General features: G+C 70.9%; 20 protein-coding genes. 10 read left to right on the forward strand and 10 right to left on the reverse strand.

Going from position 1 to position 25,651, the window contains the following annotated elements:
• Positions 1 to 28 precede the first annotated feature (28 nt).
• From F7R91_RS28540 to F7R91_RS28565, 6 genes are all read right to left on the reverse strand, one after another.
• Complete coding sequence (locus tag F7R91_RS28540) at positions 29 to 1,075, reverse strand: ABC transporter substrate-binding protein (protein ID WP_150953000.1); 1,047 nt, start codon at positions 1,073 to 1,075, stop codon at positions 29 to 31.
• 117 nt (positions 1,076 to 1,192) lie between these two features.
• Positions 1,193 to 2,071 (reverse strand): hypothetical protein, encoded by an 879-nt coding sequence (locus tag F7R91_RS28545; protein WP_150953004.1) that lies wholly within the window; start codon positions 2,069 to 2,071, stop codon positions 1,193 to 1,195.
• A 69-nt stretch (positions 2,072 to 2,140) separates the two neighbouring features.
• Positions 2,141 to 3,301: an acyl-CoA dehydrogenase family protein gene (locus tag F7R91_RS28550; RefSeq protein ID WP_150953007.1), complete on the reverse strand. Its 1,161-nt coding sequence runs from the start codon at positions 3,299 to 3,301 to the stop codon at positions 2,141 to 2,143.
• A 5-nt stretch (positions 3,302 to 3,306) separates the two neighbouring features.
• The gene (locus F7R91_RS28555) at positions 3,307 to 4,254 is read right to left on the reverse strand and encodes a hydroxymethylglutaryl-CoA lyase (protein WP_150953010.1); all 948 of its coding nucleotides are present in this window, start codon (positions 4,252 to 4,254) and stop codon (positions 3,307 to 3,309) included.
• A complete protein-coding gene (locus tag F7R91_RS28560) occupies positions 4,251 to 6,221 on the reverse strand; it encodes an acetyl/propionyl/methylcrotonyl-CoA carboxylase subunit alpha (protein ID WP_150953013.1) in 1,971 nt (656 codons plus the stop codon). Before F7R91_RS28560 ends, F7R91_RS28555 begins: the two co-directional genes overlap by 4 nt.
• 8 nt (positions 6,222 to 6,229) lie before the next feature.
• Positions 6,230 to 7,846: a carboxyl transferase domain-containing protein gene (locus F7R91_RS28565; protein ID WP_150953016.1), complete on the reverse strand. Its 1,617-nt coding sequence runs from the start codon at positions 7,844 to 7,846 to the stop codon at positions 6,230 to 6,232.
• 96 nt (positions 7,847 to 7,942) lie between these two features.
• Here F7R91_RS28565 and F7R91_RS28570 point away from each other — a divergent pair, with 96 nt between their 5' ends.
• The 3 genes from F7R91_RS28570 (at position 7,943) to F7R91_RS28580 (ending at position 10,718) form a co-directional block, all read left to right on the forward strand.
• Positions 7,943 to 8,536: an SACE_7040 family transcriptional regulator gene (locus F7R91_RS28570; RefSeq protein WP_150953019.1), complete on the forward strand. Its 594-nt coding sequence runs from the start codon at positions 7,943 to 7,945 to the stop codon at positions 8,534 to 8,536.
• Positions 8,537 to 8,645: 109 nt separating this feature from the next.
• Entirely contained in the window at positions 8,646 to 9,803 is a 1,158-nt protein-coding gene (locus F7R91_RS28575; protein ID WP_150953078.1) for an acyl-CoA dehydrogenase family protein, read from the forward strand.
• Positions 9,804 to 9,851: 48 nt separating this feature from the next.
• Positions 9,852 to 10,718 carry an acyl-CoA thioesterase gene (locus F7R91_RS28580; protein ID WP_150953021.1) on the forward strand — a complete coding sequence of 289 codons (867 nt, stop codon included), beginning with the start codon at positions 9,852 to 9,854 and terminating at the stop codon, positions 10,716 to 10,718.
• Between the two features lie 61 nt (positions 10,719 to 10,779).
• On the opposite strand, the gene F7R91_RS28585 is transcribed toward F7R91_RS28580, so the two are convergent.
• Together F7R91_RS28585 and F7R91_RS28590 are read right to left on the reverse strand one after the other, a co-directional pair.
• Positions 10,780 to 11,580 (reverse strand): phosphatase, encoded by an 801-nt coding sequence (locus F7R91_RS28585; protein WP_150953024.1) that lies wholly within the window; start codon positions 11,578 to 11,580, stop codon positions 10,780 to 10,782.
• A gap of 62 nt (positions 11,581 to 11,642) precedes the next feature.
• Positions 11,643 to 13,343, reverse strand: coding sequence for a PucR family transcriptional regulator (locus F7R91_RS28590; protein ID WP_191971665.1), 1,701 nt, complete (start codon positions 13,341 to 13,343; stop codon positions 11,643 to 11,645).
• 151 nt (positions 13,344 to 13,494) lie between these two features.
• On the opposite strand from F7R91_RS28590, the gene speB reads away from it, so the two are divergent.
• Together speB and F7R91_RS28600 are read left to right on the forward strand one after the other, a co-directional pair.
• Positions 13,495 to 14,463, forward strand: coding sequence for an agmatinase (gene speB / locus F7R91_RS28595; RefSeq protein WP_150953027.1), 969 nt, complete (start codon positions 13,495 to 13,497; stop codon positions 14,461 to 14,463).
• A complete protein-coding gene (locus tag F7R91_RS28600; protein ID WP_150953030.1) occupies positions 14,460 to 16,145 on the forward strand; it encodes a thiamine pyrophosphate-binding protein in 1,686 nt (561 codons plus the stop codon). Before speB ends, F7R91_RS28600 begins: the two co-directional genes overlap by 4 nt.
• A 16-nt stretch (positions 16,146 to 16,161) precedes the next feature.
• Here F7R91_RS28600 and F7R91_RS28605 read toward each other — a convergent pair whose 3' ends face one another.
• On the reverse strand, positions 16,162 to 16,764 hold the full coding sequence (locus F7R91_RS28605; protein WP_225320822.1) for a DUF7691 family protein: 603 nt from the start codon (positions 16,762 to 16,764) through the stop codon (positions 16,162 to 16,164).
• 136 nt (positions 16,765 to 16,900) lie between these two features.
• On the opposite strand from F7R91_RS28605, the gene F7R91_RS28610 reads away from it, so the two are divergent.
• From F7R91_RS28610 to F7R91_RS28630, 5 genes are all read left to right on the forward strand, one after another.
• Positions 16,901 to 17,752, forward strand: coding sequence for a serine hydrolase (locus tag F7R91_RS28610; RefSeq protein WP_150953036.1), 852 nt, complete (start codon positions 16,901 to 16,903; stop codon positions 17,750 to 17,752).
• 48 nt (positions 17,753 to 17,800) lie between these two features.
• A complete protein-coding gene (locus tag F7R91_RS28615; RefSeq protein WP_150953039.1) occupies positions 17,801 to 18,871 on the forward strand; it encodes an esterase-like activity of phytase family protein in 1,071 nt (356 codons plus the stop codon).
• Between the two features lie 70 nt (positions 18,872 to 18,941).
• Positions 18,942 to 22,685 (forward strand): ABC transporter ATP-binding protein, encoded by a 3,744-nt coding sequence (locus F7R91_RS28620; RefSeq protein WP_150953042.1) that lies wholly within the window; start codon positions 18,942 to 18,944, stop codon positions 22,683 to 22,685.
• Positions 22,686 to 22,813: 128 nt separating this feature from the next.
• On the forward strand, positions 22,814 to 23,185 hold the full coding sequence (locus F7R91_RS28625; protein WP_225320823.1) for a hypothetical protein: 372 nt from the start codon (positions 22,814 to 22,816) through the stop codon (positions 23,183 to 23,185).
• A 123-nt stretch (positions 23,186 to 23,308) separates the two neighbouring features.
• Complete coding sequence (locus tag F7R91_RS28630; RefSeq protein ID WP_150953048.1) at positions 23,309 to 24,757, forward strand: S28 family serine protease; 1,449 nt, start codon at positions 23,309 to 23,311, stop codon at positions 24,755 to 24,757.
• Positions 24,758 to 24,793: 36 nt separating this feature from the next.
• Here F7R91_RS28630 and F7R91_RS28635 read toward each other — a convergent pair whose 3' ends face one another.
• Positions 24,794 to 25,441, reverse strand: coding sequence for a hypothetical protein (locus F7R91_RS28635; RefSeq protein WP_150953051.1), 648 nt, complete (start codon positions 25,439 to 25,441; stop codon positions 24,794 to 24,796).
• Positions 25,442 to 25,651 lie beyond the last annotated feature (210 nt).

Here is a 25,651-nt window from a genome sequence, read left to right on the forward strand (position 1 = left end):
CGCCGACTCGGACCAAGCAGCGCAGCGCTCAGCTGACCTTCTTCGCCTTCTCCAGAGCCTCCGCGAGGTTCACGAGCAGCGGCGTGCACTTGTCGTACGACAGGATCGGCTCGGGGGAGCGCGCGATGACCTGGCCCGCCTTGACCGCGGGCAGCTTCTGCCAGGTGGCCTCGGTGATGTCGGCCGGCTGGATGGTCGAGGAGCGGTCGTCCACCATGATGATGTCGGCCTGGTACCTGTCGACGTTCTCCCAGCTCAGGCTCTCGAACCAGCCGCCGCCCTCGGCCTTGGCCTTCTCCGGGGGCTCGATGAAGTTCACGCCGAGGGCCTTGAAGTACTCCAGGTCGATGGAGAGGTTGGTGCCGGAGACATAGAAGAGCTCCTGGCTCGCGGAACCGGCCATCACCTTGATGTCGGGCTTGGCCTTGGCGGCCGCGCGGAGCCGGGTGGCGGCCTCCTCGAACTTCTTCTTGGAGTCGGTGACCGCGGCGGCCGTCATATCGGCGCCCAGCGACTCGGCGAGCTCCCACATGCGCTGCAGCGGCTCGGTGATCTGGCGGTCGTAGACGGAGATGCCGACGCTGGGGGCCAGCTTGGCGATCTTGTCCTTGGAGGCCTCGGGCACGTACCAGAGGGTGCCGGCGTCGTCGAACATCGTGGAGAGCAGGACGTCGGGCGCGAGGGCCGCGTACTTCTCCACGTTGAACTGGTCCCAGGCGTTGCCGAGGACGGTCACCTTGCTGATGTTCATGTCGCCGGCCTGGACGTCGGCCTTGCCGTCGGCGGTCTTGGTCGGGCCGAAGACGCCCTTGACCGAGACGCCGTAGTCGTGGAGGGCGGCGGCGACGCCGGTGAACGCGACGATGTTCGCCGGGACCTTGTCGAGCTTCACGGCCTGGCCGCGGTCGTCCTTGAACGTCCACGGGCCCGACTTGGCGGCGGTCGTCTCCTTGCTCGAACCACCGCTCTCCTCTTTGTCGTCACCGCAGGCTGCGAGCACGGCACCGAGGCCGAGAGCGCCGCCCGCGGCGAGGATGCCGCGGCGGGTGAAGTGGGTGGCACGGGCGTTGGACATGTATGGCTGCTTTCGAACGGGGCGAAATGCCCGCCGGACAAGTTCGAAGGTAGGTTAGCCTAACCTCAGCTCATGTCCAGAGGGCGGGCACGCCGCCGCTCGAACCTGTGAACAGCCCTATGCCTCCGCGAACAACTCTTGTGTGTCGGCCGCGGTGACTGCCCGGTCGAACCAGGTCCCGAGGGTGTCCAGGTCGGTGCAGCTGGTGATGCGTTCCCTGGCGGCTTCGGGGACTTCGACGCCGCGGAGGTCGAGGATGCGGAGGATGTCTTCGGCTCGTCCCTCGGCTCGTCCCTGGATGCGCGTCTCCTCGATGAGTGTGCCGCTGCCGGGGAAGCGACTTGTGCGCGTGGCCATCAGGTTCCTCCAGAGTGCGCGTGTCCGGGGGTCACCCAGACCGATCTCGGTGTATTCAGCCCAGTCCACTGCGGTCTCGCCGCCGGTGTCGGCAAGTGCCGTCGCCAGTGCGTCCAGTATCACAGGAAGGGCCGGGTCCTTGGCGTGGGTGAGTGTGGAGAAGACGGAAAAGGGTAAGTCCCGGGCCGCTTCCTCCGGGTCGGTGATCGCCGGGAGGTTGTCGGGGCCCAGGACCAGCGGGAAGACCGCGATGCTCGTATGCGTGGGCAGGCCGATGCGGATGGGCGTGGCTGCCCAGCTCGCGGTGGACTTGTCCTGGCACAGGACGAGGAGGATCGGGGGCAGTTCGTACTTGGCGTAGAGGTGCGCCAGGTAGTACGTCCAGCTGTTGAGCTTGTCCGCGACTCGTCTGTTCTGGGCCTCGACGGCGAGCAGGTAACTTCCGCTGTCCGCCGTGTCGATCCGCAGCAGGGTGTCCACGCGGTGTTCCAGCGGCTTGATCTCGGTGAGATCGGTGTCCAGATGCTGGATTGCCGTGGGTTCTGGGAAGGCGATACCCACCTTCGGGAGGACCCGGGTGAACAGGCCCGGGTCCTCCCTGAAGATCTGGTGCATCGCCTCATGCGCTGAGCTGACCATGTGACGGAACGTAGTGATGAACCGCGCGTTTCCGTGGCCGGACGGGACGGTTTCAGTCGTACGGGTGATCTAGCCCGCCAGCCCCAACTCCCGTGCGATCAGCATCCGCTGCACCTCGCTCGTACCCTCGCCGATTTCCAGGATCTTGGAGTCGCGCCACATGCGGGCCACCGGGTACTCGTTCATGAAGCCGTAGCCGCCGTGGATCTGGGTGGCGTCGCGGGCGTTGTCGACGGCGATCGTGGACGAGTGGAGCTTCGCCAGGGCCGCCTCCTTCTTGAAGGGTTCGCCCGCCACCAGGCGGCTTGCCGCGTCGCGCCAGGCGAGGCGGGCCGTGTGGGCCTTCATCTCCATGTCGGCGATCTTGAACTGGATCGCCTGGTTCGCGCCGATCGGGCGGCCGAAGGCGTGGCGCTCCTTCGCGTACTTCAGCGACTCGTCCACACAGCCCTGGGCCAGGCCCGTGGCCAGGGCGGCGATGGCGATACGGCCCTCGTCGAGGATGCGCAGGAACTGGGCGTAGCCACGGCCCTCCTCGCCCAGCAGGTTCGCCGCCGGGACCCGCACGTCCGAGAAGGACAGTTCGCGGGTGTCCGAGGCGTTCCAGCCGACCTTCGAGTAGGGGGCGGCGACCGTGAAGCCGGGCGTGCCGGACGGGACGATGATCGAGGAGATCCGCGGCCCGCCGTCGGGCTTGCGGCCCGTGACCGCCGTGACCGTGACCAGGCCCGTGATGTCGGTGCCCGAGTTGGTGATGAAGCACTTCGTGCCGTTGATCACCCACTCGTCGGTCTCCGGGTCCAGCCGGGCCGTGGTGCGGGTGGCCCCCGCGTCACTGCCGCCGTCCGGCTCGGTCAGCCCGAACGCGCCCAGGATCTCGCCCGAGCAGAGGCGGGGGAGCCACTCGCGCTTCTGCTCCTCGGTGCCGAAGAGATGAATCGGCATGGCGCCCAGCGAGACACCCGCCTCCAGGGTGATGGCGACGGAGGAGTCGACGCGGGCCAGTTCCTCCAGCGCGATGCCGAGGGCGAGGTAGTCGCCGCCCATGCCGCCGTACTCCTCCGGGAACGGCAGCCCGAACAGGCCCATGCGGCCCATCTCGCGGACGATCTCGTACGGGAACTCGTGCCGCTCGTAGAAGTCGCCGATCTTGGGGGCGACGACATCGTGCGCGAACTCCTCCACGGTGCGCCGGAGTTCCTCCAGCTCGGGGGAGAGACGGTGGTCCATGACGGTCACTGCTCCTTGGGGTCCTGGTCCTCGTGGGACAGGGCTCGGACGGTGCGGGAAGGGCTCGGTCGGCCCAGCTGGCCGGCCATCCATACGCTCGTGGCGACGAGACGGCCGAGGTCGACTCCGGTGTCGATGCCGAGGCCCCGCAGCATCCACACGAGGTCTTCGGTGGCGAGGTTGCCGGTGGCGGACTTGGCGTACGGACAGCCGCCGAGACCGCCCGCCGAGGCGTCGACGGTGGTGACACCGTGCTGCAGCGCGGCCAGGGTGTTGGCGAGCGCCTGCCCGTAGGTGTCGTGGAAGTGCACGCCCAGCGCGCTGGTGGGCACGCGCTGTTCGTTGAGGGACGCGAGGAGTTCGAGGACATGGCCCGGGGTGGCCACCCCGATCGTGTCGCCGAGGCTCAGCTCGTCGCAGCCCAGATCCATCAGGGCCCGGCAGACCCGGACGACCTGGGCGATCGGGACCTGGCCCTCCCACGGGTCGCCGAAGCACATGGAGACATAGCCGCGGACCTGGGCGCCGTCCGCCTTCGCCCGGGCCACCACCGGCTCGAACATGGCCAGCGCCTCGTCGACCGTCCGGTTCAGGTTGGCCTTCGCGAAGGACTCGGTGGCGCTGGCGAAGACGGCGACCCGGCGGGCGCCGAGCGCGAGCGCGCGGTCGAGGCCGCGTTCGTTCGGCACAAGGACGGGAAGCTCGACCGGCAGGCCGGCGACGAGCGGGAACAGCTGTTCCGCGTCCGCGAGTTGGGGCACCCACTTGGGGTGGACGAAGCTGGTGGCCTCGATCGTCGTCAGACCCGCGTCCGCCAGCCGGCGGATGAACTCCGCCTTGACCTCCGTCGGGACGGTGCCCTTCTCGTTCTGCAGCCCGTCACGCGCGCCGACCTCGTGGATCCGCACCCGCGCGGGCAGGCCCTGGGCCGGTACGGCCATCGGGAGTGTCACTGCTCCTCCTCTGCCGGTGATTCTGCGGGGGACTCGGCCGGGGCCTGCGACGGGGACTCCGTCGGGGTGATGACCGCCAGCACCTGGTCCATGGCGACGGTCGTGCCCGGGGTGACATCCAGTTCGGCGACCGTGCCGGCGTGCGGGGCGGAGATGACGTGCTCCATCTTCATCGCCTCGACGACCAGCAGACTCTGGCCCGCGGTCACCTCGTCGCCCACCGCGACCTTGACGACCGTCACCGTGCCGGGCATGGGCGCCGTGAGCGAGTCGGCGCCCGCATGGGCCCCGCGGGTGAGGGACTCGGCGACCGGGTCGTGGTCCCGCACATGCCAGGCGTCGCCGTCGCGGCCCAGCCAGTCGGCGGCGCGGTGGAAGGTGTGACGGACGCCGTCGAGGGTGATGGACACCTGGTCCTCGGTGACGGTGTGGGTGCCGCGCGGCACGAACTCCACGGGGTCGAACACCCGCAGCGGGAAGCCGACGGGCTTGGGGACGCCCCCGAGCCGCCAGCCGCTCGGCACCGAGAACGGGTCGGTCCAGCCCTCGCCGCGGGGCCGCAGCGCGTCGAGGCGCACGGCCGCCGCCGCCTCGTACACCTCTTCCGGTACGTCGGTGACGACGAGCGTGTCCACCTCCCGTTCCACCAGCCCCGTGTCCAACTCGCCCGCCACGACCGCGGGATGGGCCAGCAGCCGGCGCAGGAACCCCGCGTTCGTCTGCACGCCGAGCGTCACCGTCCGCGCCAGGGCCGCCCGGAGCTTCCTCAGCGCGGTCTCCCGGTCGGGCCCGTACGCGATCACCTTGGACAGCATCGGGTCGTACAGGCTACCGACCTCGGTGCCCTCGCTGAGCCCCGAGTCGGTGCGGATGCCGTCGCCCTGGGGCTCGTCCAGCCGGAGCACCGTGCCGCCCGACGGCAGGAAGCCGCGTGCGGGGTCCTCGGCGCAGACGCGGGCCTCGATCGCGTGCCCGGTGAGGGTGATGTCCTTCTGCGCGAAGGGCAGGCGTTCCCCCGCCGCGACCCGCAGCTGCCACTCCACCAGGTCCAGGCCCGTGATCAGCTCGGTGACCGGGTGTTCCACCTGGAGGCGGGTGTTCATCTCCATGAAGTAGTACGACGACGGGTCGCCGCCGGGGACGATGAACTCCACCGTGCCCGCGCCCCGGTAGCCGCAGGAGCGGGCGGCCTGGACCGCGGCCTCGCCCATCGCCGCGCGCGTGGCATCGTCCAGCAGGACCGACGGAGCCTCCTCGATGATCTTCTGATGGCGGCGCTGGAGGGAGCACTCGCGCTCGCCCAGGTGCACGACGTTGCCGTGGCCGTCCGCCAGGACCTGGATCTCGATGTGCCGGGGCCGGTCGATCCACCGTTCGACGAGCAGGGTGTCGTCGCCGAAGGAGGCGCGGGCCTCACGGCGGGCGGCGGCGATCTCGTCCGCCAGCACGGAGGCGTCCCGCACCAGCCGCATGCCCTTGCCGCCGCCGCCGGCGGACGGCTTGAGCAGCACCGGCATGCCGATCTCGCGTGCCGCGTCCGCCAGCTGGTCGTCCGTCAGCCCGCTGCCGCTGGACCCGGGGACGACCGGCACTCCGGCCGCCCGCACCGTCTCCTTGGCGCGGATCTTGTCGCCCATCAGGGAGATGGCGTCGGCCGGCGGTCCGATGAAGACCAGCCCGGCCTCGGCGCATGCGCGCGCGAAGGACGTGTTCTCCGCGAGGAAGCCGTATCCGGGGTGCACGGCCTCCGCGCGGGCGGCGGCCTGGAGGATGCGCTCGGTCGACAGATAGCTCTCGGCGGCCGGCGCCGGCCCGATCCGTACCGCGGTGTCGGCCTCCCGGACGTGCCGTGCGTCCGCGTCGGCGTCGGAGAAGACCGCCACCGAGCGCACGCCCAGGGCCCGGAGCGTACGGATGACGCGGACGGCGATCTCGCCCCGGTTGGCCACAAGCACCGTGTCAAACATGGGTCCCCTCACATCCGGAAGACGCCGAACTGGGGGTCACCCAGGGGCGCGTTGCCGCACGCGGTCAGGGCCAGGCCCAGCACCTGCCGCGTCTCCAGCGGGTCGATCACGCCGTCGTCCCAGAGGCGGGCGGTGGCGTAGTAGGCGTTGCCCTGGCGCTCGTACTGGGCGCGGATGGGGGCCTTGAAGGCCTCTTCCTCCTCGGCGGGCCACTCCTGGCCGCCCGCCTCCAGCTGGTCCCGCTTGACGGTGGCCAGCACGGACGCGGCCTGCTCGCCGCCCATCACGGAGATCTTGGCGCCCGGCCACATCCACAGGAAGCGGGGCGAGTACGCCCGGCCGCACATCGAGTAGTTGCCCGCGCCGTACGACCCGCCGACCACCACGGTCAGCTTCGGCACGCGCGTGCATGCCACGGCGGTCACCATCTTGGCGCCGTGCTTGGCGATGCCGCCCGCCTCGTAGTCCCTGCCGACCATGAAGCCGGAGATGTTCTGCAGGAACACCAGGGGGATGCCGCGCTGGTCGCACAGCTCGATGAAGTGGGCGCCCTTCTGGGCGGACTCGGAGAACAGGATGCCGTTGTTGGCGACGATCCCGACGGGGTGGCCGTGGATCCGCGCGAAGCCGGTGATCAGGGTCTGCCCGAACTCCGCCTTGAACTCCGAGAAGCGGGAGCCGTCGACCACGCGCGCGATGATCTCGCGTACGTCGTAGGGGGTGCGGGAGTCGACCGGCACCGCGCCGTACAGCCCGTACGGGTCGACCTTCGGCTCCACGGCGGACTCCACGGACCACGGCAGCGGCCCGCGCGCGGGAAGCGTGGCGACGATGTTGCGCACGATCCGCAGCGCGTGCGCGTCGTCCTCCGCGAGATGGTCGGTCACGCCCGACACCCGCGCGTGGACCTCGCCGCCGCCCAGTTCCTCGGCGGTGACGACCTCACCGGTGGCGGCCTTCACCAGCGGGGGCCCGCCGAGGAAGATCGTGCCCTGGTTGCGGACGATGACGGCCTCGTCGCTCATGGCCGGGACATACGCCCCGCCGGCCGTGCAGGACCCGAGCACCGCCGCGATCTGCGGGATCCCGGCGCCGGACATCCGGGCCTGGTTGTAGAAGATCCGCCCGAAGTGCTCGCGGTCGGGGAACACCTCGTCCTGCAGGGGCAGGAAGGCGCCGCCGGAGTCCACGAGGTAGAGACAGGGCAGGCGGTTCTCGAGGGCCACCTCCTGCGCGCGCAGATGCTTCTTCACGGTCATCGGGTAGTACGTGCCGCCCTTGACGGTGGCGTCATTGGCGACGATCACGCACTCGCGCCCGGCGACCCGCCCGATCCCGGCGATGACTCCAGCGGCCGGGGCCTGTCCGTCGTACATCCCGTCGGCGGCCAGGAGCGCCAGCTCCAGGAAGGGGGAGCCCGGGTCGAGCAGTGTGTCCACGCGGTCGCGCGGGAGCAGCTTCCCGCGCGCGGTGTGGCGGGCGCGCGCCTTCTCGCCGCCGCCCAGCCGGGCCGTGGCCAGCTTGCCGCGCAGTTCCTCGACGAGCGCACGGTGTGCCCGCTCGTTGGCCCGCCAGGCCTCCGACGCGGGATCCGCCGCGCTCGTCAGCTCCGGTGCCTGTTGCATCCTGCGGTCCCTCTCACCCAGCGATCGACTGTTAATGAGCGTTAACCATTTCCATCAGGTTAACGACCGCTAACCTCCCTGTCTAGAATTGCTTTCATGGCCACCAGAACCGACGCCCCCACGCGACGCGAGCAGATCCTGAAGGAGGCGGCCCGGCTGTTCGCCGAGCGCGGCTTCCACGGCGTCGGAGTCGACGAGATAGGAGCCGCGGTCGGCATCAGCGGGCCGGGTCTGTACCGGCACTTCGCCGGCAAGGACGCGATGCTCGCCGAGCTGCTCGTCGGGATCAGCGGCCAGCTGCTGACCGGTGCCAAACGGCGCCTTCAGGAGGCGGACGGGGTGCCCGCGGCGACGGTCCTCGACTCGCTCATCGAGGGGCACATCGACTTCGCGCTCGACGACCGTCCCCTGATCACCCTGCACGACCGGGAGCTGGACCGCCTCCGGGACACCGACCGCAAGCTGGTGCGCCAGCTGCAGCGGCAGTACGTCGAGCTGTGGGTGGAGGTGGTCCGCACGGTGTATCCGGGTCTGACCGAGCCCACCGCCCGCTCGGCGGTCCACTCGGTCTTCGGTCTGCTGAACTCCACCCCGCATCTGGGCCGTCCGGGTTCGCTGCCCGGCCGTGCGGGCACGGCGGCGCTGTTGCACCGGATGGCCAGAGGGGCCTTCGCGGCCGCCGGGGCGTGACGAGCGTTACGCCCTGATCCCTCTGGACGCCCCTCCCTACCCGCCGGTACGGTAAAGATCTGAGCAAGCGCTTAGATATGGACCCTTGAGCCAGGTGGAGGTGGCGGCGGTGCGCCGTACGGTGTTCAACGAGGATCACGAGGCGTTCCGGGAGACCCTCCGGGCCTTCATCGAGGCCGAGGTCGTCCCCGTCTACGACGAGTGGTTCGCTGCCGGCCAGGCGCCGCGCGACTTCTACTACAAGCTCGCCGAGCTCGGTGTCTTCGGCATCCGCGTGGACGAGGAGTTCGGCGGTGCCGGCATCGACTCGTACAAGTTCGAGGCCATCATCTACGAGGAGACCGCCCGCGCGGGCGTCCACTTCGGCGGCTCCGGCGTGCATGTGCTGCTCGGCCTGCCGTACATCAAGATGCTCGCCTCCGACGAGCAGAAGAAGCGCTTCCTGCCGAAGTTCGTCTCCGGCGAGGAGATGTGGGCCCTCGCGATGACCGAGCCGGGCACCGGCTCCGACCTCGCGGGCATGAAGACCACCGCCAAGCTTTCCGAGGACGGCACGCACTACGTCCTCAACGGCTCCAAGACCTTCATCACCGGCGGTGTCCACGCCGACCGCGTCATCGTCTGCGCCCGCACCTCCGCCCCCACGGCCGAGGACCGCCGCTTCGGCATCTCCCTGTTCGCCGTCGACACCAAGGCCGAGGGCTACTCCATCGGCCGCAAGCTCGACAAGCTCGGCCTGAAGACCTCCGACACCGCCGAGCTGGCGTTCGTCGACGTCAAGATCCCGGTCGAGGACCTGCTCGGCGAGGAGAACAAGGGCTTCTACTACCTCGGCCACAACCTGGCCTCCGAGCGCTGGGGCATCGCCTTCGGCGCGTACGCGCAGGCCAAGGCCGCCGTCCGGTTCGCCAAGGAGTACGTCCAGGAGCGCACCGTCTTCGGCAAGCCGGTCGCCCACTTCCAGAACACCAAGTTCGAGCTGGCCGCCTGCCAGGCCGAGGTGGACGCCGCCGAGGCCGTCGCCGACCGCTCGCTCGAAGCCCTCGACGCGGGCGAGCTGACCCCCGCCGAGGCCGCCAGCGCCAAGCTGTTCTGCACCGAGGTCGCCCACCGTGTGATCGACCGCTGCCTCCAGCTGCACGGCGGCTACGGCTTCATGAACGAGTACCCGATCGCCCGCCTGTACGCGGACAACCGTGTCAACCGTATCTACGGCGGCACCAGCGAGATCATGAAGTCGATCATCGCGAAGGACATGGGCCTGTAAGCCGACCGCAAGCCCGTCGCACCCGGTGGGCCGATACAACTGGACGTCATGAGCCAGGCACTCCACGATCTCCTCGATCTGCTCGACCTGGAGCAGATCGAGGAGAACATCTTCCGTGGCCAGTCCCGGTCCGCCGTGGTCCCCCGTGTCTTCGGCGGACAGGTGGCGGCCCAGGCACTCGTGGCCGCCGGGCGTACGGTCCCCGCGGACCGGCACGCCCACTCGCTGCACGCTTACTTCCTGCGCATGGGCGACCCGGGCGCGCCCATCGTCTACAACGTCGAACGCATCCGCGACGGCCGCTCCTTCACCACCCGCAGGGCGGTCGCGGTCCAGCACGGCAGGCCGATCTTCGCGCTGTCGGCGTCCTTCCAGACGTACGAGGAGGGTCTCGACCACCAGACCCCCATGCCGCCCGCCCCCGATCCGGCGACGCTCCCCACCTCCCAGGAACGCCTGCGCGGCTACGGCCATCTCGACGCCGAGATCGTCGCGCGGTTCATGGAGTCACGCGAGGCGATCGACCTGCGCTACGTCGACGAACCGCCGTACGGGCAGTTCGGTGAGCCGCGTGAGCCGCACTCCCAGGTCTGGTTCCGCACCAACGGCAAGCTCGCGGACGACCCACTGCTGCACGTGGTCCTCGCCACCTATGTCTCCGACATGACCCTGCTCGACTCGGTCCTCCTCGCACACGGCCGCGGCGGCTGGGCCGTCGGGGACGTGGTCGGGGCCTCGCTGGACCACGCCATGTGGTTCCACCGGCCGTTCCGCGCCGACGAGTGGCTGCTGTACGACCAGGAGTCGCCGACGGCGCACGGCGGCCGCGGCCTCGGCCAGGCCCGCATCTACACCCAGGACGGCCGGCTCGCCATCTCCGTCATCCAGGAGGGCCTGGTCCGCGTCCCCCGGTGACCCGGGGGCTCGCCCGGTCCGAGCGAGCCCCGGATCGATCGCCGGTATCCAGCGCAGGTGGCTAGACGTCCTGGTCCGTCAGGCCCGCCTCTGCCAGCAGGTACGCCGTCATCGGGTCGTAGTGGCGCGGGCTGAGGACGTGGTCGTCGAGGGGGACCGTCACCTGGACGGTGCCCTCCGCCTCGGCGATGAACAGGGCCGGGTCGTTGCAGTCGGCGTAGCCGACGGAGTCGACTCCGTGCCGGCCCGCGTAGCCCGCCCAGCCGTGGTCGGCGACGACCAGATCGGGCAGCGGGCGGCCCTCGCGCTCCAGCGCGGTCAGGATCGCCTTCATCGGCTCGCCGGAGTGCGTGTGCCACAGCGTGGCGCCGTGCTCCAGCACCGCCACGTCCGCGAACTGCATCACGTACCCCTCGTCCGTCTGCAACCCGTCCGGGATGACAACGATCTCGCAGCCGGCCGCGCGCAGGGCCGCCGCCGTCGCGCGGTGCACGTCGAGGAGGCCGCCCGGGTGGCCGGTGGCGAACAGCACCCGCTGGTGTCCGTCGGCCGCCTTGCGCAGCCGGCCCGCGAGACGCTGCAGCGCGTCGACGGTCAGCTCGGGGTCGATGGTGTCCTGGCCGTACCGGTACTCGGGGTCGTCGTTCACGCCGACGCGCTCCGCCATCACCGCGAGCACATCCTGTTCGTCGGTCCAGCGGTCGCCGAGTTCCAGGCCGAGCCAGAAGTTGCGGACGCCGTTCGCGAGCTGGCGGTAGTGGGAGAGGTTGTTCTCGCGGGGCGTCGCGACATCGCCCGCGATACGGGTCCGTACGAGGTGGGCGACGAGCTCGGCGCGGCTGGGTGTCCCGGGTATCGGCATGAACACCATTGTGGAGCAGGCGGCGGTGCGAGTTCGCGGCGTATCGCTCGCTGGGACGCGTGTCACTGTTCCCGTTGCCGCAGGGCGAACCACAGTTCCATGCGCACGTCCGGGTCGTCCAGGTCCGTGCCGAGCAGGGTCGCGCAACGGGCGATCCGCTGCCGGACGGTGTTGCGGTGCACGGCCAGGGCGACCGCCGTGCCTTCCCAACTGCCGTGCAGGGAGAGCCAGGTGCGCAGGGTCTCGGTGAGGGCGGGGGCCGCGGCGATCGGCGCGAGCAGGGTGCGGGCGTGCGCCTCGGCCTCGTCGCGGGGGAGCAGGGCGGCGAGCCCGGGGCGTACTCCGTGACGGACCAGCGCCGCACGGGTGGCATGGGCGCGGGCCAGGGCGCGCGCGGCCTGGGCATCGGCGGTGGGCCACTCCTGCGGGGCGACGGCGGCGCTGACGCCGAGGGTCCAGCCGGGCTGCGGGTCCGGTTCGCGCTCGGCCGGCAGGAGCACCCGTACGACGTCCCGCGCCAGGTCGACCAGCGGCGACCCGAGAGCCGCGCCGAGCGCGGAGGCGGCCACGGCGTCGGGAGCCTGGGCGACCGGGCGCGCGTGCACCACGAGCCAGCGCTCCCCGCCGAGCAACGGGGCGACCGCCTCCGGCGAGGCGCCCAGCAACAGCCGCACGAGCGCGGAGGAGCGGGCAGCGCCTGTCCCGCTCTGATGCTCACCGGTCAACAGCGAGAGCAGCACGGCGGCGACGGACGCGATGGTGTGATCGCCGGGTTCGCGCCGGGGTGTCGCGATCCCCAGCACGAACCCGTGCCCGGCCCCGAGGGCGTAGGCGGCGAGATGCGTACCGGCGAGGGTGTGGGTGGCGGAGGCCGGGCTGGTGATGGCTGAGGCCGGCCGACCTGCGGCGGGCTGGTCGTCGCTGGTGGTCCGGCCGGGGTGAGGCTGAGGGTGTGATGACCCGCTGGGCTCGGCGGGGCGTGGGCCGGCCTGTGGCCGGGGGCGAGCCCTCTCGCCGGGGCGCGGTGTTGCGTCGTCCGGGGGCGGCGCCCCGCCCGGCGGCAGTGCCGTCCCGCCCGGTCGTGGAGGCGCCGCCTGCGGCCTCGGTCCCGCCGGGACCGGACGTACCACTCGGGTCAGTTCCGCCAGTGCACGGCGAACCCCGTCTCCCTTCGGCTCCCGGCCCGCCGAGGCGATCTCCGTGTCCTCCGGGCCGTACAGGACCGTCCAGCCTCCTACCCGCTGGGCCAGCCGGCGCAGTACCGACGGCACCGGGTCGGGGCGGGACGCCGCCGCGGCCAGGCTCTGCTGGGCCGCCGCGACGCGACGCAGTTCGGACAGGCGGGCCTCGGCCATCAGCTGCCAGACCGCGCGGGCCACGCCCGAGAACGTGGTCTGCGGGGGCACCTCCACCAGCGGGAGGCCGTGTGCGTTGCAAGCCGCGATCAGCGCCTGAGGCACCGAGTCGTGCACGGGGGCCAGGCCGAAGCCGAGGGCAGCGCCGCCCGCCGCCGCGATCCGGGAGACGTAGTCGTCGAAGTACGTGCCCGAACCCGCCGGCTCCGGGATGTGCACCCCCGCGGTCAGCAGCAGCTCCCCGCCCAGCAGATACGGATACGGGTCCGCCATCTCGGAGGTGTGCGCCCAGTGGATCACGACGTCCGGATCCGCCGGTCCGGCGATCCGGCGCAGCGCGAGGTCCTCCCGGGCCAGCAGGGCGGAGAGGAGCACCGGGGGTGTGGGGGGAACCATGGGGTCCGGCACGGTGGACGTTCCTTATATCCGGCTCGGCTCGAATGGATGAAACGTACACTTCGCGGCCGCCCTCCGGCCACCTAGGGTCGGTCCCGACCGGCACCCACGGGTCACACTCGTAAGAAGACCGCGGCGCAGCGCAGGAAGAAGGCAGTCCCCCATGAGCAGCAACGAGACGCCCCGAGGCCCCGTCGACTCCTCCCGCATCCCGCGGTACGCCGGCCCCGCGACCTTCGCCCGGCTGCCGCGCCTGGACGAGGTCGGCCGCGCCGATGTCGCCGTGATCGGCGTGCCCTTCGACTCGGGCGTCTCCTACCGGCCCGGCGCCCGCTTCGGCGGCAACGCCATCCGCGAGGCGTCCCGGCTGCTGCGCCCCTACAACCCGGCGCAGGACGCGTCCCCCTTCGCGCTGGCGCAGGTGGCCGACGGCGGCGACATCGCGGTGAACCCGTTCAACATCCACGAGGCCGTCGACACCGTCGAGGCCGCCGCCGACGAGCTGCTCGGCACGGGCGCCCGGCTGATGACCCTGGGCGGCGACCACACCATCGCCCTCCCGCTGCTGCGGTCCGTCGCCAAGAAGCACGGCCCGGTGGCCCTGCTGCACTTCGACGCCCACCTCGACACCTGGGACACCTACTTCGGCGCCGAGTACACCCACGGCACCCCGTTCCGCCGCGCGGTCGAGGAGGGCATCCTCGACACCTCGGCGCTGTCCCACGTCGGCACCCGCGGCCCCCTGTACGGCAAGCAGGACCTCACCGACGACGAGAAGATGGGCTTCGGCATCGTCACCTCCGCCGACATCTACCGGCGCGGCGCCGACGAGGTCGCCGACCAGCTGCGCCAGCGCATCGGCGACCGCCCGCTGTACATCTCCATCGACATCGACTGCCTCGACCCTGCGCACGCGCCCGGCACCGGCACCCCGGAGGCGGGCGGCATGACCTCCCGCGAGCTCCTGGAGATCCTGCGCGGTCTCGCCTCCTGCAACCTGGTCTCCGCCGACGTCGTCGAGGTGGCGCCCGCGTACGATCACGCCGAGATCACATCGGTGGCCGCGTCCCACACGGCGTACGAACTGACCACCATCATGTCCCGCCAGATTGCCGAGGCCCGTTCGCAGTGACCCACGACCACGACCTGGTGCTCCGCCCGACATCCGCCCAGACGGAGGCCGCGCTCAACCCGCCCCCCGGCCGCAACGGAGGAGACCTGGTCGTGGAGACCCTGGCCGGGCTCGGCGCGACAACCGTCTTCGGCCTGCCCGGCCAGCACGCCCTCGGCATGTTCGACGCGCTGCGCCGCTCCGACCTGAGGTACATCGGCCTGCGGGTGGAGAACAACGCGGGCTTCGCCGCCGACGCCTACGGCCGGATCACCGGTGAGGCGGCGCCCCTCCTGCTCTCCACCGGCCCGGGCGCGCTGACCTCGCTCGCCGCGCTCCAGGAGGCCGCGGCCGCCTCCGCGCCCGTGCTGGCGATCAGCAGCCAGATCCCCACCCCCGGTCTCGGCGGCGGCCGTCACGGCTACCTCCACGAACTCCCGGACCAGGCGGCCTCGTTCCGCGGCGTGGTGAAGTCGGTCCACACCGTCCGCACCCAGTCCCAGATTCCGTCCGCGATCACCGCGGCCTGGAAGTCGGCGCTGACCGCCCCGCACGGGCCGGTGTGGGTGGAGATCCCGCAGGACGTGCTGACCGCCGAGACGCAGGTCCCGGTGGTGACGGCGGCGGACGCGACCCCCGACGAACTGCCTCCGCGCCCCGAACTGACCGCGGTGGCGGCCGACCTGCTGTCCCGCGCCGAGCGCCCCGCGATCATCGCGGGCGGGGGAGTCGTACGGGCGGACGCCTCCGGGAAGCTGAAGGCCCTGGCCGAGAAGCTCCAGGCCCCCGTCGTCACCACCTTCGGCGGCAAGGGCGCCTTCCCCTGGGCGCATCCGCTGTCGTTGCAGTCCTGGCTGGAGGACCGTCACACCACGGACTTCCTGGAGGACGCCGACGTCCTGCTGGTCGTCGGCTCGGGCCTCGGCGAACTCTCCTCGAACTACTACACGTTCAAGCCCCGCGGCCGGGTGATCCAGATCGAGGCGGACCTCGGCAAGCTGGAGGCCAACCACCCGGCCCTCGGCATCCACGCGGACGCCCGCCTCGCGCTGCAGGCGCTGCTGGAGACGGTGGCGCCGCGGGAGGACGGGACGGTCCGGGAACGCGTACGGGCACTGCTGGCGCGGGTGCACGAGCGCATCGATGCCCAGCAACTCACGCTGGAACAGCAGGTGCTGGCGTCGGTGCGCAAGGCACTGCCTGCCGACTCGCCCTCCTTCTGGGACATGACGATCCTGGCGTACTGGGCCTGGTCCGCCTTCGACGCGAAGGGCCCCAACCATATGCACTCCGCCCAGGGCGCCGGCGGCCTCGGCTACGGCTTCCCGGCGGCACTGGGTGCGGCGGCCGCCGACCCCACCCGCCCGGTGCTGGCGGTGTCGGGCGACGGCGGGGCCCTCTACTCGATCGCCGAGCTGGCGACGGCACGGCAGTACGACCTGAACGTCACCTGGCTGATCGTCGACGACGGCGGCTACGGCATCCTGCGTGAGTACATGACGGACGCCTTCGGCGAGGCCACGGCGACCGAACTGACCCGCCCGGACTACACGGAGCTGGCCGAGTCGTTCGGGGTCCCGGGAGTCACGACGACCCCCGAGACCCTGGAACAGGACCTGGCCAAGGCACTGGCCTCACCCGGTCCCTCGGTGGTCGTCCTCCCGGCGATGCTGCGGATGTTCGCGCCGACGCATCTGGGGTGACCGCGGGCGGGCGGATTCAGCTGAACCAGAAGAAGATCGTGTCCAGTGTCCGGCCGAGCTTCTGCGCCCGCTCCCACTCCTCCGCCTCGTACCGCATCAGATCGGCGAACGTGCGGGCCGTGTCCTGGTATTCGGGGTCGAGACGGCCGAGGACGGCCTCGTACGAGGTGGCGAGCGCAGCGGCCCGCTGGGCCGGCAGGGTGCCGACGGAGGGGAAGGCGTCGCCGGGGTGGGGCAGCCTGAGCGGCGGCCCGCTGAACAGGAACGAGCCGGGCAGCAGGTCGGACGGTACGCCGTGCCGGGCGAGTGCGTCGTCCATGCGGTAGAACCAGGACGGCCGCCGCCACACGCCGAGGTCGGTGGTGTCGGAGAAGTGGGACGCCACCACCTCGTGGAAGGCGTAGGTGTAGGCGGGGCTCATCTCGACGCTGGGCGCCCCTTCGACCAGCTCGTCCAGCGCCTGGCACACCGTCACATCGAGGTCCAGGTGCTGCTCACGGAACCGTGCGTCGGTCCGCGCGCACCGCTCGCGCACGACCCCGAGGACCCGCTCCTGCTTCTCCGTCCGCTCCACGGAGGTCAGCAGACGCATCACGTCCCGCATGTCCCCGGTGCTCATCTCCAGGCAGTGGCCCACTCTGTTCTCCCCTTCGCCGGACGACTGCGTCCATGATCCGCAACAGGGGAGAGGCGCGGTGCGGCGGGGGCACCGCAGATCCGTACAACCTTTTGCGCTCCGGTGAGTCATCAGGTGCATGACCCTCGGAAGATCCAGACGTGCGAGACACCTGGCGGCGCTCGGTGCCGGTGTGCTCATATCCGTGGCGGCCGCCGCACCCGCGTCCGCCACCACGCCGACCGTCAGCTGTACGTCCGCCACGGCGGGCCTGGCCACCAAGCTGAAGAACGACATCACCACCGCCCTCGCGAACCGCAAGGGCACCATCTCGGTGGGCCTGTACGACCGCTCCACCAAGACGACCTGCACCTTCCGGCCCGCCACGGCCTACGACTCCGCCAGCGTCGTCAAGGTCACCGTCCTCGCCACCCTGCTGTGGGACGCACAGAAGACCGGCCGCAGTCTCACCAGCGACGAGAACTCCCTCGCCAAGGCCATGATCACCCAGTCGGACAACGCCGCGACGAGCAAGCTCTGGAAGCAGCTGGGCCTGGCGAAGATCAAGGGCTTCCTCGCGGCGGCCAACATGACCAGGACCACGCCCGGCGCTGACGGTTACTGGGGCCTGACCCAGATCAACGTGACCGACGAGCAGCGCCTGCTCAAGCTGATCACCGCGCACAACACGGTGCTGACCGACGGCTCCCGCACCTACATCCGCAAGCTGATGAGCCAGGTCGTCTCCTCGCAGCGCTGGGGCACACCGTACGGCGCCCCCTCCACCGTCTCCGTGCACGTCAAGAACGGCTGGCTGGAGCGCGCCACCTACGGCTGGCGGGTGCACAGCGTCGGCACGTTCAAGGGCGGCGGCCACGACTACATGATCACGGTGCTCACCCGCGGCAACAGCACCATGAGCTACGGCATTTCCACCATCCAGGGTGTCGCCAAGGTCATCCACCGGGATCTGGCCGCTTCCACCGCCTGACGCATCGCGGCCTCCCGGACGTCACCGGCCCGCCCTACGGTGACCCGCATGCGCCTGAGAACCGTACTGGCGACCGCCGTCGCCTGCCTGGCGGCGGCCACCGGTCCGACCGCAGCCGGTCCCGCCAACGCCCGGGAGAACCACGCCTGTTCCGCGTCCGTCTCGATCGAGCGCTTCTCCGACGCGCTCGACAAGACGACCTACCGGGGCACCTTCGTGGGCAACTTCTCCGCGCTCGCCGTGGACCGGGACGGCTCGCTCGCGGCCCTGTCCGACCGCTCCTCGCTGTTCGGCCTCGACGCGCGGACGCTCGCGCCGACGTCGGTCCTCCCGCTCGCCGACGAGAACGGGGCCGCGCTCGACTCCGAGGGCCTGGTGATCGACCTCCCCCACTCTCGGCTTCGCTCGAGCGGGGGGACCCCCATCGGCACCCGCCTGATCACCTCCGAGACCGAGCCGTCGGTCCGCCGCTACGCCCCCGACGGCACCATCCTCGACCGCCTGCCCGTGCCCGATGCGCTCCGGGTCGCCCCGGCCGGCCGCGCCGTCTCCAACGGCACCTTCGAGGGCCTGACCCTGCTCCCCGGCGGCCGCACCCTGCTCGCCTCCATGGAGTACGCGCTCTCCGGCGACTCGGCCGGCATCGTCCGCTTCCAGACCTGGCGCAGGACAGGGGACGGCCCCTTCCGCCTCGCCGCCCAGTACGCCTACCGCACGGACACCGGCCTCGGCGTCCCCGAGGTCCGGGCCACCCCCGACGGCCGCCTCCTCGTCCTGGAACGCGGCTTCACCCCGGGCGTGGGCAACGCGGTCCGCCTGTACCTGGCCGACCCCCGCCACGCGACGGACACGAGCCGGACGCAGAACCTGACGGGCCAGGACGGGGTGCGTCTGATCAGGAAGACCCTGCTGACGGACATGGTGACCTGCCCGTCACTGGGAGCAACCGCCAAGCAGCCTCAGCCCAACCCGCTCCTCGACAACATCGAGGGAATGGTGATCACGGGCCACAGCAGAGGCCGCCTCGACGTGCTCCTGGTCAGCGACGACAACCAGAACCCGGCACAGACGACCCGTCTCTACTCCCTGCGGGTCAGGACAGGACCGTCCCGACCGTGACGGAGGGATGAAATCCGGTTCCTTCCGTGTTGGTGCCTTCCGGTAGTCCAGGACGAACGGAGGCACCGGCGTGGCAGTGCACAAGGGGGAGACAAGGGGCTGGGCACGCAGGCTGGCCGCATATGCCTGGCGGTATCCCAAGGACGTCGTCCTTGCCCTTGGTTCCTCCCTCGCCGGTATGGCCGTCATGGCCCTCGTCCCCCTGGTCACCAAGGTGATCATCGACGACGTGATCGGCGACAACACCCGGGACATGGCCCCCTGGGCGGCCGCCCTGATCGGCGCGGCCGTCCTCGTCTACGTCGCCACCTACGTCCGCCGCTACTACGGCGGCCGCCTCGCCCTCGACGTCCAGCACGACCTGCGGACCGAGATGTACGACACGATCACCCGGCTCGACGGACGGCGGCAGGACGAGCTGTCCACCGGCCAGGTGGTCGGCAGGGCGACCAGCGACCTCCAGCTGATCCAGGGCCTGCTCTTCATGCTCCCGATGACCATCGGGAACCTTCTCCTCTTCCTGATCTCCCTGGTGATCATGGCGTGGCTGTCCCTGCCGCTCACCCTGGTCGCCCTCGCCGTGGGCCCCGCCCTGTGGTGGATCGCCAAGCGCAGCCGGACGAGGCTGCACCCCTCCACCTGGTACGCCCAGGCCCAGGCCGCCGCCGTCGCCGGAGTGGTCGACGGAGCCGTCAGCGGCGTACGCGTGGTGAAGGGGTTCGGGCAGGAGGAGCAGGAGACCGGCAAGCTCCGTGAAGTCGGCCGCCGGCTCTTCGCGGGCCGTCTGCGCACGATCCGCCTCAACGCCAGGTACACCCCCGCCCTCCAGGCCGTCCCGGCCCTCGGCCAGGTCGCGATGCTCGCGCTCGGTGGCTGGCTGGCCGTCCGCGGGCACATCACCCTCGGTACGTTCGTCGCCTTCTCCACCTATCTCGCGCAGTTGGTCGGCCCGGTCCGTATGCTCGCGGTGGTCCTCACGGTCGGCCAGCAGGCCCGCGCCGGCACCGAACGCGTCCTGGAGCTGATCGACACCGAGCCGTCGATCGCCGACGGCACCAAGGACCTCCCCGCCGACGCCCCCGCGACCGTCGAGTTCGACGACGTCTCCTTCGGTTACGACCACGCCGGCAGGACCAGCCCCGTTCTCGACGGGCTGAGCTTCGAGATCCGCCCCGGCGAGACCCTCGCCGTCGTCGGCTCCTCCGGCTCGGGCAAGTCCACGGTCTCGCTCCTCCTCCCGCGCTTCTACGACGTGACGCACGGCGCCGTCCTCATCGGCGGCCACGACGTCCGCGAGCTGACCCTCGACTCGCTGCGCGCCGCGATCGGCCTGGTTCCCGAGGACTCCTTCCTGTTCTCCGAGTCCGTGCGCAACAACATTGCGTACGGCCGTCCCGACGCGACCGGCGAGCAGATCGAGACCGCCGCCCGTGCCGCGCAGGCGGATCGATTCATCGCCGAGCTGCCCGACGGCTACGACACCAAGGTCGGCGAACACGGCCTCACCCTCTCCGGCGGCCAGCGCCAGCGCATCGCGCTCGCCCGCGCGATCCTCACCGACCCGAGGCTGCTCGTCCTCGACGACGCCACCTCCGCCGTGGACGCCAGGGTCGAGCACGAGATCCACGAGGCGCTGAAGCAGGTCATGGAGGGCCGGACCACCCTGCTGATCGCCCACCGCCGCTCCACCCTCAACCTCGCCGACCGCATCGCCGTCCTGGACGGCGGCCGCCTCGCCGACCTCGGCACCCATGAGGAACTGCAGGAACGATCCGCCCTCTACCGTCGCCTGCTCACCGACCCCGACGAGCTCGGCGGTGTCTCGCCCGGCCATGCCCAGCCCGCCGCTCCCCAGGAGGAGACGTCCGTACGGGACGAACTGGACGCGGAGTTCGACGCCGAGCGCGGAATCACCCCCAGGCTGTGGGCGGGCGAGCGCGTGCCCCGGGACATCGCCATGGAGGGCATGCCCGCCACCCCCGAACTCCTCGCCCAGGTGGAGGCGCTGCCGCCGGCGGCCGACACCCCGGACGTCGACGAGGCGCGCGCGGTCACCTCCGAGGACTCCTACGGTCTGCGCAGGCTTCTCAAGGGCTTCGGCCTCCCACTCCTGGTCAGCCTCGGTCTCGTCGCCGTGGACGCCGGTATGGGCCTGCTGCTGCCGGTCATGATCCGGCACGGCATCGACCAGGGTGTCTCCGCGGCCGCTCTCGGCGCGGTCTGGGCGGCCTCGCTGCTCGCCCTGCTCGCCGTGGCGTTCCAGTGGGCGGCCCAGGTCGGTGAGACCCGGATGACCGGACGCACCGGCGAACGGGTCCTCTACTCCCTGCGGCTCAAGATCTTCGCCCAGCTCCAGCGGCTCGGACTCGACTACTACGAGCGGGAGCTGACCGGGCGGATCATGACGAGGATGACGACGGACGTCGACGCGCTGTCGACGTTCCTGCAGACCGGGCTGGTCACCGCGTTCGTCTCACTCGTCACCTTCTTCGGCATCATGGGCGCCCTGCTGGTGATCGACATACAGCTCGCGCTCGTCGTGTTCGCCACACTGCCCCCGCTGATCGTCGCCACGTACTTCTTCCGCCGGGCGAGCGTGAAGGCGTACGAACTGGCCCGCGAGCGCGTGTCCACGGTCAACGCCGACCTCCAGGAGTCGGTGTCCGGGCTGCGGATCGTGCAGGCCTTCCGGCGTGAGCGGGACGGCGGGCGCAGGTTCGCCGAACGCAGCGACAGCTACCGCCAGGCCCGTATCCGCGGCCAGTGGCTGATATCGATCTACTTCCCCTTCGTGCAGTTCCTGTCCTCGGTCGCGGCGGCCGCCGTGCTGGTCGCGGGCGCGGGACGGGTGGACGCGGAGACGCTCACCACCGGTGCGCTGGTCGCGTATCTGCTCTACATCGACCTGTTCTTCGCGCCCGTGCAGCAGCTCTCGCAGGTCTTCGACGGCTATCAGCAGGCGACGGTCTCGCTGGGCCGTATCCAGGAGCTGCTGAGGGAACCGACGTCGACACGCGCCGCCGACGAGCCGCAGGACGTGCCGTCCCTGCGGGGCGAGATCGCCTTCGAGGACGTGCACTTCGCGTACGGCGCGGAGGAAGAGGCGCTCAGCGGGATCGAGTTGCGGATACCCGCCGGACAGACCGTCGCCTTCGTCGGTGAGACCGGCGCGGGCAAGTCGACCCTCGTCAAGCTGGTGGCCCGCTTCTACGACCCGACCGCCGGCCGGGTCACGGTCGACGGCACGGATCTGCGCTCCCTCGACATCACCGCGTACCGCCACCGCCTGGGCGTGGTTCCGCAGGAGGCGTACCTCTTCCAGGGCACCGTCCGCGACGCCATCGCCTACGGCCGCCCCGACGCCACCGACGCCGAGGTCGAGGCGGCGGCCCGTGCGGTCGGCGCGCACGAGATGATCGCCACGCTCGACGGCGGCTATCTCCACGAGGTCGCCGAACGCGGTCGCAACCTCTCCGCCGGGCAACGCCAGCTGATTGCCCTGGCCCGGGCCGAACTGGTCGACCCGGACATCCTGTTGCTGGACGAGGCGACCGCCGCGCTGGACCTGGCCACCGAGGCCCAGGTCAACCAGGCCGCCGACCGTCTCGCCAGCCGCCGCACCACCCTCGTCGTCGCCCACCGCCTGACGACCGCGGCGCGGGCGGACCGCGTCGTGGTGATGGCCCACGGCAGCATCGCGGAGGACGGCACCCACGAGGAACTGCTGCGGCGCGGGGGCGGATATGCCGAACTGTGGCGGACGTTCGTCGGTGAGCCGGGCGAGGAGCGTGTGGGGGTCGGCACGCAGACGTGAGGGGGGGTGCCTCCCGGGGGCTGAGCGGTCCCGATGACGGTCGTGCAACCATCCGACACATGTCCTGCGTCCGTACACCAGTACGCTCATGTCGTGGTGCGGGAGGGACGACAGTGGACAGTGGTGGGATGCGCCGGCGGCTCGCGGTCGGCCTGGCCGTACTGACGGCGTCCGGACTGCTCGCCGTCGTGGCGCCGGGGGACGCGCAGGCCGCCACGTCCTGCTCGGGCCGCAAGGTCAGGACCCTCTCGTTCAGCACCGGCGACGTGCACGTCTACAAGCGGCGCGGCTACGTCTGCGCCGTCACGCTCCCCGAACGCCCCGGGATCAAGCAGTACATGTCGGTCAGTGTCCAGGCACGCGGCAACCGTCCCGTCGTCGACGAGGGACGCTACTTCCGCCGCGCCGGCCCGGTGACCGTGCACGCGGGCCACCGGTGCGTGTGGGTCAAGGGCCGGGTCGGACGGGGGTCGGTCAGCTCCGGCTGGATTCTCTGCTGACCCTAGGAGCCGTTCCCTGGCCGGTTTGCAGAGGGTTTTCCCCCGATCTCCTCATCTCCCCTGGTGCTGAACGGAGTTGCTCCACTAGCTTCCGGCGCACATCTGTCTCACAGGGGAGTGTGCATGCGCAAGGCGCTCAGATGGCTGCTGGCGCTCACGGTGCTCATAGGCACGGTCAGCACGGCGGGGGCGGCCACCGCCGTCGAGCCGGAGGCCACCGGCACCACCGCCACGACCGACACCGACATCAAGGACCGGCTGCTGTCCGTCCCGGGCATGAGCCTGGTCCAGGAGAAGCCGTACACCGGCTACCGGTTCTTCGTCCTCAACTACACCCAGCCGGTCGACCACCGGCACCCGTCCAAGGGAACGTTCCAGCAGCGGATCACGGTGCTGCACAAGGACGTCTCCCGTCCGACGGTCTTCTACACCGGCGGCTACAACGTCTCCACGAACCCGAGCCGCCGCGAGCCGACCCAGATCGTGGACGGCAACCAGGTCTCCATGGAGTACCGCTTCTTCACGCCGTCCCGTCCCGACCCGGCCGACTGGAGCAAGCTGGACATCTGGCAGGCCGCCAGCGACCAGCACCGTATCTTCAAGGCCCTGAAGTCGGTCTACACCAAGAACTGGGTCTCCACGGGCGGTTCGAAGGGCGGCATGACCGCCACCTACTACGAGCGTTTCTACCCGCGGGACATGGACGGCGTCATCGCCTACGTCGCCCCCAACGACGTCGTCAACAACGAGGACTCGGCCTACGACCGCTTCTTCCAGAAGGTCGGCACCAAGGAGTGCCGGGACCGGCTGAACGCGGTGCAGCGCGAGGCGCTGGTGCGCCGCGAGCCGCTGGAGAAGAAGTATGAGGCCGTCGCCGCCGAGAACGGCTACACGTTCCACACGATCGGCAGCCTGGACCGGGCGTACGAGGCGGTCGTCCTCGACTACGTCTGGGGCTTCTGGCAGTACAGCCTGCTGTCCGACTGCGACTCGATCCCGGCGAACGCGGCGGCCGCGACGGACGACGAGATCTGGAACTCCGTCGACACGATCTCCGGCTTCTCCTTCTACACGGACCAGGGCCTGGAGCCGTACACGCCGTACTACTACCAGGCGGGCACGCAGCTCGGCGCGCCGACGATCCGCTTCCCGCACATCGAGAAGCAGTACGTCCGCTACGGCTACCAGCCGCCCCGGAACTTCGTCCCGCGCTCGATCCCGATGAAGTTCCAGCCGTCGGCGATGCGTGACGTCGACAGCTGGGTGCGGCACAACGCCCGGCACATGCTCTTCGTCTACGGCCAGAACGACCCGTGGGGTGCGGAGCGGTTCCGTCTCGGCAACGGCGCGAAGGACTCGTACGTCCTCACCGCGCCCGGGCTGAACCACGGCGCCAATGTGGCCGGCCTGGTCGCCGACGAGAAGGCCCTCGCCACCGCGCGGATTCTCCAGTGGGCGGGCGTGGCCCCCGCCACCGTCCGGGCGAACCCGTCGGCCGCCAAGCCGCTGGCGAAGTTCGACGCCAAGCTGGACACGAGGGACGTGGAGCGCGAGCCGGCGCTGCGTCCCTGACCCTTCCGCACCCTTCCGCTGCGCCCGGCCGTTGACTCACACCGGCCGGGCGCAGCCCACCGGTTCGGTGCCGCCGAGCTGGACGTACAGCGCGGTGGACGCCGGGCACTTCGAGCGGCTGCGGACCGCCGCCGTCACCTTGTACTGCGGCTTCTTCTCGCCCTTGCCGTCGCACGCCGTCTCCCGGACCTTGCCGGCGCCCAGCCCGTGGACACAGTCCCCGACGATGGTGCGGGGGCCGCCCCCGCCGCCGGGATCGCCCGGGTGCGGCGGCTGGAGGCTGCGCATGCAGGCGTAGCCCTGGGGGACCGCGCCGTCGCCGTCCTCGTCGAAGGACGGGCGCTGTTCGCTGATGTGCAGGACGAAGTCGGTGGTCCCCGGGCAGAGCGGACCGTCGCCCACCGTGCCGTCGTGGCGCGTCACGACCCGTGCCGCGGCGCGCTCGCTGGTGCACGCCACCTCGGTGAAGCTGGTCGTCCCGAACGAGCTGCACTCGCCGATCCCGAGGAACACGGCGCCATAGCCGGAGGCCCGCGTCGCGGTCACCGTGGCCGTGGGCTCCCCGCCGAGCCGGCCCTCCGCGCCTCCGCCCGCACCGGACGCCGACCTCTGACATCCCGTCAGCAGGGCGGCGAGCAGCGTGAGCAGGGCGCTCGCCACCCCCACGGAACATCTCGTGCGCATTGCCATCCCCCAGGCCATCCCCGCCCAGCGTGGCCCGTCGTGGCGGGCACACGCCAGGTTTGTGGGACGGTTTGCGCCTTTTGGTGACGATGTTCCGGTTGTGTGGCGTACAGGCGCTACGTCTGATACGAGCCTTCGGTGTCCAGAACAGGCCCTAGTGCTGCTCCGCGTTAGTTCGTGGAGGGTGGTGTGGTCCAGGCGGTGGGGTCG

Origin of the sequence: Streptomyces luteolifulvus, assembly GCF_008806595.1 — a bacterium.
Classification (GTDB): Bacteria; Actinomycetota; Actinomycetes; order Streptomycetales; family Streptomycetaceae; genus Streptomyces; species Streptomyces luteolifulvus.

Bases quoted from the DNA above. Each gene is read 5' to 3' on its own strand.
- F7R91_RS28540 (WP_150953000.1), bottom strand. From the start codon at position 1,075: ATGTCCAACGCCCGTGCCACCCACTTCACCCGCCGCGGCATCCTCGCC.
- F7R91_RS28545 (WP_150953004.1), bottom strand. From the start codon at position 2,071: ATGGTCAGCTCAGCGCATGAGGCGATGCACCAGATCTTCAGGGAGGAC.
- F7R91_RS28550 (WP_150953007.1), bottom strand. From the start codon at position 3,301: ATGGACCACCGTCTCTCCCCCGAGCTGGAGGAACTCCGGCGCACCGTG.
- F7R91_RS28560 (WP_150953013.1), bottom strand. From the start codon at position 6,221: ATGTTTGACACGGTGCTTGTGGCCAACCGGGGCGAGATCGCCGTCCGC.
- F7R91_RS28565 (WP_150953016.1), bottom strand. From the start codon at position 7,846: ATGCAACAGGCACCGGAGCTGACGAGCGCGGCGGATCCCGCGTCGGAG.
- F7R91_RS28570 (WP_150953019.1), top strand. From the start codon at position 7,943: ATGGCCACCAGAACCGACGCCCCCACGCGACGCGAGCAGATCCTGAAG.
- F7R91_RS28580 (WP_150953021.1), top strand. From the start codon at position 9,852: ATGAGCCAGGCACTCCACGATCTCCTCGATCTGCTCGACCTGGAGCAG.
- F7R91_RS28585 (WP_150953024.1), bottom strand. From the start codon at position 11,580: ATGCCGATACCCGGGACACCCAGCCGCGCCGAGCTCGTCGCCCACCTC.
- speB (WP_150953027.1), top strand. From the start codon at position 13,495: ATGAGCAGCAACGAGACGCCCCGAGGCCCCGTCGACTCCTCCCGCATC.
- F7R91_RS28605 (WP_225320822.1), bottom strand. From the start codon at position 16,764: ATGAGCACCGGGGACATGCGGGACGTGATGCGTCTGCTGACCTCCGTG.
- F7R91_RS28610 (WP_150953036.1), top strand. From the start codon at position 16,901: ATGACCCTCGGAAGATCCAGACGTGCGAGACACCTGGCGGCGCTCGGT.
- F7R91_RS28615 (WP_150953039.1), top strand. From the start codon at position 17,801: ATGCGCCTGAGAACCGTACTGGCGACCGCCGTCGCCTGCCTGGCGGCG.
- F7R91_RS28625 (WP_225320823.1), top strand. From the start codon at position 22,814: ATGCGCCGGCGGCTCGCGGTCGGCCTGGCCGTACTGACGGCGTCCGGA.
- F7R91_RS28630 (WP_150953048.1), top strand. From the start codon at position 23,309: ATGCGCAAGGCGCTCAGATGGCTGCTGGCGCTCACGGTGCTCATAGGC.
- F7R91_RS28635 (WP_150953051.1), bottom strand. From the start codon at position 25,441: ATGCGCACGAGATGTTCCGTGGGGGTGGCGAGCGCCCTGCTCACGCTG.